Annotated in this window: 7 protein-coding genes and 2 pseudogenes; 7 read left to right on the top strand and 2 right to left on the bottom strand. The window is 71.9% G+C overall.

Annotated features, from left to right (window positions below; all coding sequences use genetic code 11):
• The 3 genes and pseudogenes from QC283_RS33175 to QC283_RS33165 form a co-directional block, all read left to right on the top strand.
• Positions 1-233 (top strand): annotated as a pseudogene (locus tag QC283_RS33175) (IS630 family transposase); the annotation flags it as partial.
• A 10-nt stretch (positions 234-243) separates the two neighbouring features.
• Positions 244-1,183: pseudogene (locus tag QC283_RS33170) on the top strand (helix-turn-helix domain-containing protein).
• 17 nt (positions 1,184-1,200) lie between these two features.
• Positions 1,201-2,085, top strand: a complete 885-nt coding sequence (locus QC283_RS33165; RefSeq protein ID WP_279565452.1) for a hypothetical protein — start codon at positions 1,201-1,203, stop codon at positions 2,083-2,085.
• Positions 2,086-2,215: 130 nt separating this feature from the next.
• Here QC283_RS33165 and QC283_RS33160 read toward each other — a convergent pair whose 3' ends face one another.
• Complete coding sequence (locus QC283_RS33160; protein WP_279565451.1) at positions 2,216-3,064, bottom strand: hypothetical protein; 849 nt, start codon at positions 3,062-3,064, stop codon at positions 2,216-2,218.
• A 257-nt stretch (positions 3,065-3,321) separates the two neighbouring features.
• Here QC283_RS33160 and QC283_RS33155 point away from each other — a divergent pair, with 257 nt between their 5' ends.
• On the top strand, positions 3,322-3,459 hold the full coding sequence (locus QC283_RS33155) for a hypothetical protein (protein WP_279565458.1): 138 nt from the start codon (positions 3,322-3,324) through the stop codon (positions 3,457-3,459).
• 31 nt (positions 3,460-3,490) lie between these two features.
• Here QC283_RS33155 and QC283_RS33150 read toward each other — a convergent pair whose 3' ends face one another.
• Positions 3,491-3,880 carry a VOC family protein gene (locus QC283_RS33150; protein ID WP_279565450.1) on the bottom strand — a complete coding sequence of 130 codons (390 nt, stop codon included), beginning with the start codon at positions 3,878-3,880 and terminating at the stop codon, positions 3,491-3,493.
• Positions 3,881-4,008: 128 nt separating this feature from the next.
• Between QC283_RS33150 and QC283_RS33145 the strand changes: the two genes are divergently transcribed.
• The 3 genes from QC283_RS33145 to QC283_RS33135 all read left to right on the top strand — a co-directional run bounded on the left by QC283_RS33145 (position 4,009) and on the right by QC283_RS33135 (position 6,873).
• The gene (locus QC283_RS33145; RefSeq protein ID WP_279565449.1) at positions 4,009-4,974 is read left to right on the top strand and encodes a helix-turn-helix transcriptional regulator; all 966 of its coding nucleotides are present in this window, start codon (positions 4,009-4,011) and stop codon (positions 4,972-4,974) included.
• Between the two features lie 117 nt (positions 4,975-5,091).
• On the top strand, positions 5,092-5,367 hold the full coding sequence (locus tag QC283_RS33140; protein ID WP_279565448.1) for a hypothetical protein: 276 nt from the start codon (positions 5,092-5,094) through the stop codon (positions 5,365-5,367).
• A 447-nt stretch (positions 5,368-5,814) separates the two neighbouring features.
• Positions 5,815-6,873 carry an ADP-ribosylglycohydrolase family protein gene (locus QC283_RS33135; protein WP_279565457.1) on the top strand — a complete coding sequence of 353 codons (1,059 nt, stop codon included), beginning with the start codon at positions 5,815-5,817 and terminating at the stop codon, positions 6,871-6,873.
• Positions 6,874-6,958: the final 85 nt, after the last annotated feature.

Below are 6,958 nucleotides of genomic sequence, written 5' to 3'. Positions count from 1 at the left end.
CGCCAACCAGCGCGTCCTGGCTGAACCTGGTCGAGCGGTGGTTCGCCGAGCTGACACAGAAGAAACTCAAGCGCGGCGTCCACCGCTCCGTCCAGGCCCTCGAACGCGACATCAGGTCCTGGCTCGCGGACTGGAACGAACACCCCAGGCCCTTCGTCTGGACGAAGACTGCCGACGAGATCCTCGACAAAGTCGCCGCCTACTGCCGACGAATCTCTGACTCAGGTCACTAGGAACTTCCCGATGGATACCCAAAACCCTAGCGCGCCCTCGCGCGCCCAGTCAGCCCCTGCCGCCGAATCCGACCCGTCCGCGCCGCCACGGCGGCGGCGTCATCCACGAGAACACCCGCCACACCACCCGCTTCCTGGTGATCGGCAACCACCTGGTCCAGCACCCGGACCTGTCGCTGCTCGCGATCGGCCTCGCCTGCCACATCCAGTCGCTGCCCACCGGCGCGGGCGCCGACATCAAGACGCTCACCGCCCGTTTCAAAGAGGGCCCCACCCGCATCGCGTCCGCCCTGCGCGAGCTGGAGACCCACGGCTACCTGCGCCGCGAGCGCGTACGCACGTCCACCGGCCGCATCGTCACCCGCACGGTCTCCTGCAACCAGCCGAAGACGCCCCGCCGCGAGCCGGCTGCCGACACCGGCTGCCCGGACCGCCCGACGCCCCGGCCCACCCGCCCGGCGGGACGGCCCCCGAAGCAACCGGAGCACTCAGCCCCTCCCCGCCCGCGCCACACCGGCACCGAAACGCGCCCCCGCAAGGCCCTCCCCGTACCCCAGCCCAGCTGCACGGCCCCGGCCCTCCTCAAGCAGGCCACCGACCTCCTCACCACCCTGCGCCGACACGACCCCCGCCTCCTCCTCTCCGCGACGGACACCGCCCACCTGGCCCCCGGCGTCGCCGCGTGGCTGGAACGGGACGTCACCCCCACCGCCGTACGCCACGCCCTGACCACCGACCTGCCGGACGACCCCCTGCGACGCCCCGCAGCCCTCCTCGCCCACCGTCTCGCAGCTCAGCTGCCGCCCCCGCCGCCGTACAGGCCCTCCGTCGGTCCGCCACCGCCCCGCTACGAGGTACGCAACTGCGACGGCTGCGACCGCGGCTTCCGCGCCTCCGAGACCGAAGACCGGTGCCGGGAGTGCCGGGCGTCAAACGCCACCCACCCCTGACCCACGAAAGAAGCCACATGGTCAGCTCGTCCCACGAGGCGATGCACCGCATCTTCCAGGACTACCCGGGGCTCTTCTCCCGCGTCTCCGAAGCGCTCAGAATCCCGTTTCCTCAGGCCACCGCGGTCAGCGTGCTACCCAACGACGTCACTGAGACAAAGCCTGTCGACCGTCGGATCGACACCCTGCTGCGGATCGACACGGAGGAGCACGGCCCCTTTCTCCTCGCGGTCGAGGCACAGAAGAGAAAGGACCCGGAGAAACCGGCCAGCTGGGGCTACTACCTCGCGTACCTGCGCAGCAAGTACCGCCTGCCGCCGCTGCTGCTCGTGGTCTGCCAGGACCGCGCCACGGCCGAGTGGGCGACCCGGCCGGAGCCCATCGGATTCTGTTCGTGGCCTTCTCTGACCGTACGGCCGATCGTCGCCGGGCCGCACAACATGCCGGTGATCACCGACCCCGTCGAGGCGCGTGCCGACCTGGCTCTCTCCGCCTTGGCTGCTATCACGCACGCCGCGGACCCGGATATCGGTGCCATACTGAAAGCCCTGTCCACCGCACTGCGGGACGTTCCCGAAGACGTAGCAGACCCCCTCGTCGAATTCACCGCTCAAGGCCTGGGAAACCGCCCGGCCCGATATCTCTGGAGGAATCTGGTGGCCGTGGACCTCTCGTTCTACAAGTCCTACATCTCCGAAGAGATCCGCGACGAAGGCCGCGAGCAGGGGCGCGCCCAGGGCCGGGCCGAGGACGTGCTGCTCGTCCTGGAGCAGCGCGGACTCGACGTCTCCGACGCTGTCAGCGAGCGCGTCACGGGCTGCGACGATCCCGAGGTCCTGCGCCGCTGGCTCGCCCGCGCCGTCACCGTGCCGAAGGCTGAAGAGATCTTCGAAGAGGAGTGAGCCCACGCGGCGGTCCCGAGCAGACCCCGGACGCCCTGCGAACCGCGCTCCGCGTCGTCGCCCCGGGGCTCCTGCCGCAGACGCAGCCGACCAAGGACGAGGTGTTCGCCCACGTCGGGAGCCGGACGGCTCAGGGCCGCGGCCGCTCGTCGGCCAGTCGTACGGCATCGGCACGGCACACCTCCACGCGCCGCGAGGTGCCTCCGCGCGGGCTCCATTCGACACTGACCACGGCCGGGCCGTGGCGGTGGTCGAAGAAGCAGCCGGATCCCGGGTGGACCGTGTCCAGTCCCATCCGGGCGTCGAGCCGGGCCAACGCCGCCCTCCCCTCGGCGAGGATGCCGCGCACCTCACCCGCGGAGGCGTCCTTGGCACGGTCGTAGGCGTCCAGCGCGAGCGAATGGTCCGCCACCTCCGGGTACGCCACCCCCGGCAGGCTCGCGTCGAAGGGGTGGGCACTGAGCAGCGCGCAGAACTCGGTGGTCGCCTGTTCCTCCCGCGCCGACCGGGGCGCGGACGAAACCGGGACGGCGGGGGCCGTACGCGGCGACGGGGCGTGCCGATTGGTCCGGCCGGCAGCACGTGCGGGCAGTTCCGTGCTGACATGGGTGGCCCAGAAGGCGCAGTAGCCGCCGTTGAGCAGCCAAATGACGAGAAGAGGCCAGAACGGCGAGCCGGACTGCGCGACGAGAGAGATGACGATGCTGAACGGTGCGGCCCACACCACTTGCCCCACCACCGATATCAGGCCCTGCCCGACGGCCCGTACCGGGCGGCGTCCGGCCACCGGTCTGCTGAAGAGCAGCGTGGCCAGGGCGGGCCCCGCCGCGAGGAGCAGGACCCAGGTCAGGGCCAGAGCCCAGGACAAGCCGTCGAAGCACAGCAGCGAGAAGGTCGCACCGAACGCCGTGACCAGGCCCGCCAGCGCGCCGTATCCGATCGCCACCCGGTGCGAGACCTCACCCGGCCACCCCCTCACCCGGCCACCCCCTCACCTCGCCGCGCGGGACCTCCCACCGCTTTCGTCCGGCATCCCCGTTCACGAACGCCCCCCTTGATCCGGCTGGCCCCCCAGCGGTTCGGACAGCAGCATGCCCCATACCTGCGCCGCTCGGGCACCCCGGGCCCGCTCGGGCGGCGAGGACAGGTCGATGACAGGGCCCGGGACCGATCGATGGAACAGGCGCGTCCGATTCGTTCGAGAGACCGTGCCGACGGCCCACTACCGTCACTGCCTTGAACAGCATGGGCAAGGAGTCACGCCACCTCGGCATCCACATCGACCGCACGGCCACCGACGCCGACTTCGAGCGCGGCGCCGGCACGGTCGCCGCCGACCTGGCCCGGCTCAAGGAACTGATGGAGTCCGGCTGACAGGAGGGCGCGCCGCCCGTGCCACTCGGTCTCACGCCACCGTGGACACGCAGAACGGATGCCCTGCGGGATCCAGCAGCACCCGCCAGCGGTCTGGGGCGGGCTGGACGTCGGGCTTGGTGGCGCCCAGGGCGATGAGGCGGGCCTCCGCCGCGTCCAGGTCGTCGGCGCCCAGGTCGATGTGGGCCTGCTTCTCCTGGGCGGGGTCCGGCCAGGTGGGGCGGCGGTAGTCGGCGAGGCGGTTGAAGCCCAGGCCGGCCGCGCCGTCCTGACCGCCGAGCAGGACGAAGTCGTCGGTGGAGAAGGCGACGGGCAGGCCGAGGGCCTCGCCGTAGAAGGTGGCCAGTTCGGCGGGGTCGGGGCAGTCGAAGGTGACGGCCGCATAGCGGAACGTGGGTGCCGGGCTGTTCTCCGTGGTCATGGGGAGCACGCTAGGACGTGACCAGGACAGGAGCGGTCCTGGTCACGCCCCGGGTCTGGTCGTGCCTGGCGAGCGGACTCGTGTGGAGGACCGCGTGTGGAAGACCTCGTGTGGAAGACTCCGAGAACATGCTCAGTACCTCCGCCCGGCTGCTGCGGCTCGTCTCCCTGCTCGCCGTCCGGCCCGCCTGGACCTGCGGTGAGCTGGCCGAGCGGATGGAGGTAACCGAGCGCACGGTGCGCCGGGACGTCGCCCGGCTGCGGGAGATCGGATACGCCGTCGAATCCGACCCCGGCCCGTGGGGCGGCTACCGACTGCGCCCCGGCACGCGGACGCCACCACTGGTCCTCGACGACGAGGAGGCCCTCGCCGTGGCCGTCGGGCTGCGGGAGGCCGCGCTGAGCGGAGCGCTCGGCGGGGACCAGGCCGCCCTGTCGGCGTTGCTGAAGCTGCGGCAGGTGCTGCCCCGGCGGGTCGCGGACCGGCTGGGTGACATGGACGCCGCCTTCGTGCAGACGCCGAGGGCCGGCGAGGCGCAGATCGGGCCCGGCATGCTGCTGGAGCTGGCCGCCGCCTGCCGAAAGGCCGAACGCGCCAGGATGGCGTACCGCGACTGGCAGGGGCGGGCCAGTGTCCGGGACGTCGACCCGTACCGCCTCGTACACACCGGGCAGCGCTGGTACTTCGTCGCACGCGACGTCGAGCGAGGCGCGTGGCGGACCTTCCGGGCCGACCGGGTGGAGCGACTCCAGCCCACGGGCCGGCCAGTGGACCTCACCGACCCGCCGCCCGACCCCGCGCTCCTCGTCTCCCGCGCCACCGCCACCGGGCCGTACGCGCTGTGTGCGACGATCCGCCTTCCGATGCCCATGGATCAGGCACTGCGGCTGATCCCTTCGTCCGTGGGGGTCCACCGTCCCGACGGCCCCGAGGCCACGATCGTCGACGTCGGCGGCCCGGACGCCGAAAGGCTCGCCACGTATCTCCTCGGCCTGGACGCGCCCCTGCGCGTGCTCTCCCCGGACTCCGTACGCGAGGCCCTGCTGCGCCGTGCGCGGGCGGTGATCGAGAGCAACGAGGGCCAGGAGTCCTGACGTACGGCCAGGAGGACGTGCTCCGGCGTGAGTTCCCGGCGTTGCGGTCGTGTGCGTAACATCGTCGCTCGAAAAGGCTGTTGACCAGCCGAAGCAGTTCAGTGTCAGGGTTGGGAAATGACGGACAACGGGGGTGGCGCCGGGGCGCCGGTACGGCGCTCCCGGCTCGCCGACTACGCGGAGATGCCCCGGCTGCCCGAACCACCGGAGACAGCCCCGGAGCCGCCTGAGCCCGACACCGCCGAGACGGCCGAGGCCGCCGGGGCACCCAGCTCGGGAGAGCCGGGCGAGAGCGTCGGGCCGTCCGCCGAGGAGGTAGCGGCCCGGCGTCGCGAGTTCGCCGGGCCGCTGGCGACATTCACGGGAATTGCCGTAGCAACCAGCCGGAAGTAGCAGACCTGCATGAGTTCCGAACACTCCGACCGCCGGATCAACCCCCGCTTCGCCCAAGACCTGGGCGGCTACATCGTGCCGGGAGGGCCGCCTCGCTACGCCCGTCACACCGGCCGACCCGTGCAGTACGTGGCGATCGCCGACTCCGACGATCAGGTGATCGGTTACGTGTGGGTGAACGACGAGGACGAAGCCGGGTCGGTGCGATCACGCAACGCTGCGGGGCCTGCCGCCAGCAACGAAGTGGGTATCTGGGGGAAACGCCTGCACAACGCCAAGGAACGCGGGCTCCGGCCCACTGAGGCACTGGCCGAGTTGCTGGCGACGCCGTCCACCAGCCCGAGGAGTCACATCCTGCCGGACACTCTCACCCAGGCCGAGAGCCTCGCCGTCCTGGACGACCTCACCGGGCGGACGTGGGGCAGGGACACCATCAAGGGCGGCGCCATGGCGGCGATCTACGGTCTCGCCATCGGTGACGCCCTGGGCTACCCCGCCGAATTCCTCGACATCACTCAGCTCACCAGCCGCTACGGCTCCTGGCGGCAGCTGGAGCTGCCCATCCGTTCCGGCATGGCCCGGGTCTCGGACGACACCCAGATGACACTGGCGGTGATCGAGGCGCTGGCGGACGTCGTGGACGGCGGCGGGGTGGCCTCGCTGACCGCCGCGACCGCCGAGCCGGCGCTGCGCGCGCGCTTCGTGGCCTGGCTTCGCTCGCCCGACAACAACCGCGCACCAGGGCGGACCTGCCTGGACGCGTGCGCGGCCCTGGAGCGCGGTGTGCCGTGGCAGGAGGCCACCGTGATGGCTTCGAAGGGCTGCGGAGCGAACATGCGTGTGACGCCCGTCGGACTGCTGCCGGGGCTGACGGCGGAGCAGCGCGCGGGGACGGCCCAGTTGCAGGCCGCGCTGACCCACGGCCACCCCACCGCGCTCGCGGCCAGCGACCTCACCGCACACGCCGTATGGCTGCTGACGCACAACTGCCACCCTTCCGAGCTGCTGCCGCGCCTGCGCCACTACGGCCGCTCCGCACGCCGGACGTACCACGGCGACTGGCTCGGCGACCTGGCGCGGCGGGCGGGCGCGGCCGACCCCGCCGACTTCATCGCACACGGCTGGGACGAGACCCTCGCGGCTCTCGACACCGTCTCGGCCGCCCTCGACCACCCGGACCCGGAGCGCGACCCCTGCGAGGTGGCCGGCGCGGGCTGGATCGCCGAGGAAGCGCTGGCCGCGGCCCTGTACTGCTTCCTGCTCTTCCCCGAAGAGCCCGTGGCGGTCGTCCAGCGAGCGGCGTTCTCCTCCGGCGACTCCGACTCCGTCGCCGCGCTGGCTGGGGCGTTCGCGGGGGCGTCGGTCGGCGGCTCGTCCTGGCCGGGCGACTGGCTAAGCGCTCTTGAACACCACGCTCAGATGCGTCCTCTCGTCGTCCCGTGGGACTCGGGAAACCCGCAGAGCTACCGGGGCACGCCTCCACCGCCGCCGGGACGCCGCGCATGAGCCGGCCCGTGCGGTACGAGGCCCCACCGCATGGTTGCTCAACTGCCGCTGCGTGGCGGCGGTCCTGAGGTACGGCCAGGAGGAC

Origin of the sequence: Streptomyces sp. DH41 (assembly GCF_029813785.1) — a bacterium.
Lineage (GTDB): Bacteria > Actinomycetota > Actinomycetes > Streptomycetales > Streptomycetaceae > Streptomyces.
Note: the sequence above shows the minus strand (reverse complement) of the source record. Positions and strands in the feature narration are given on the sequence as shown.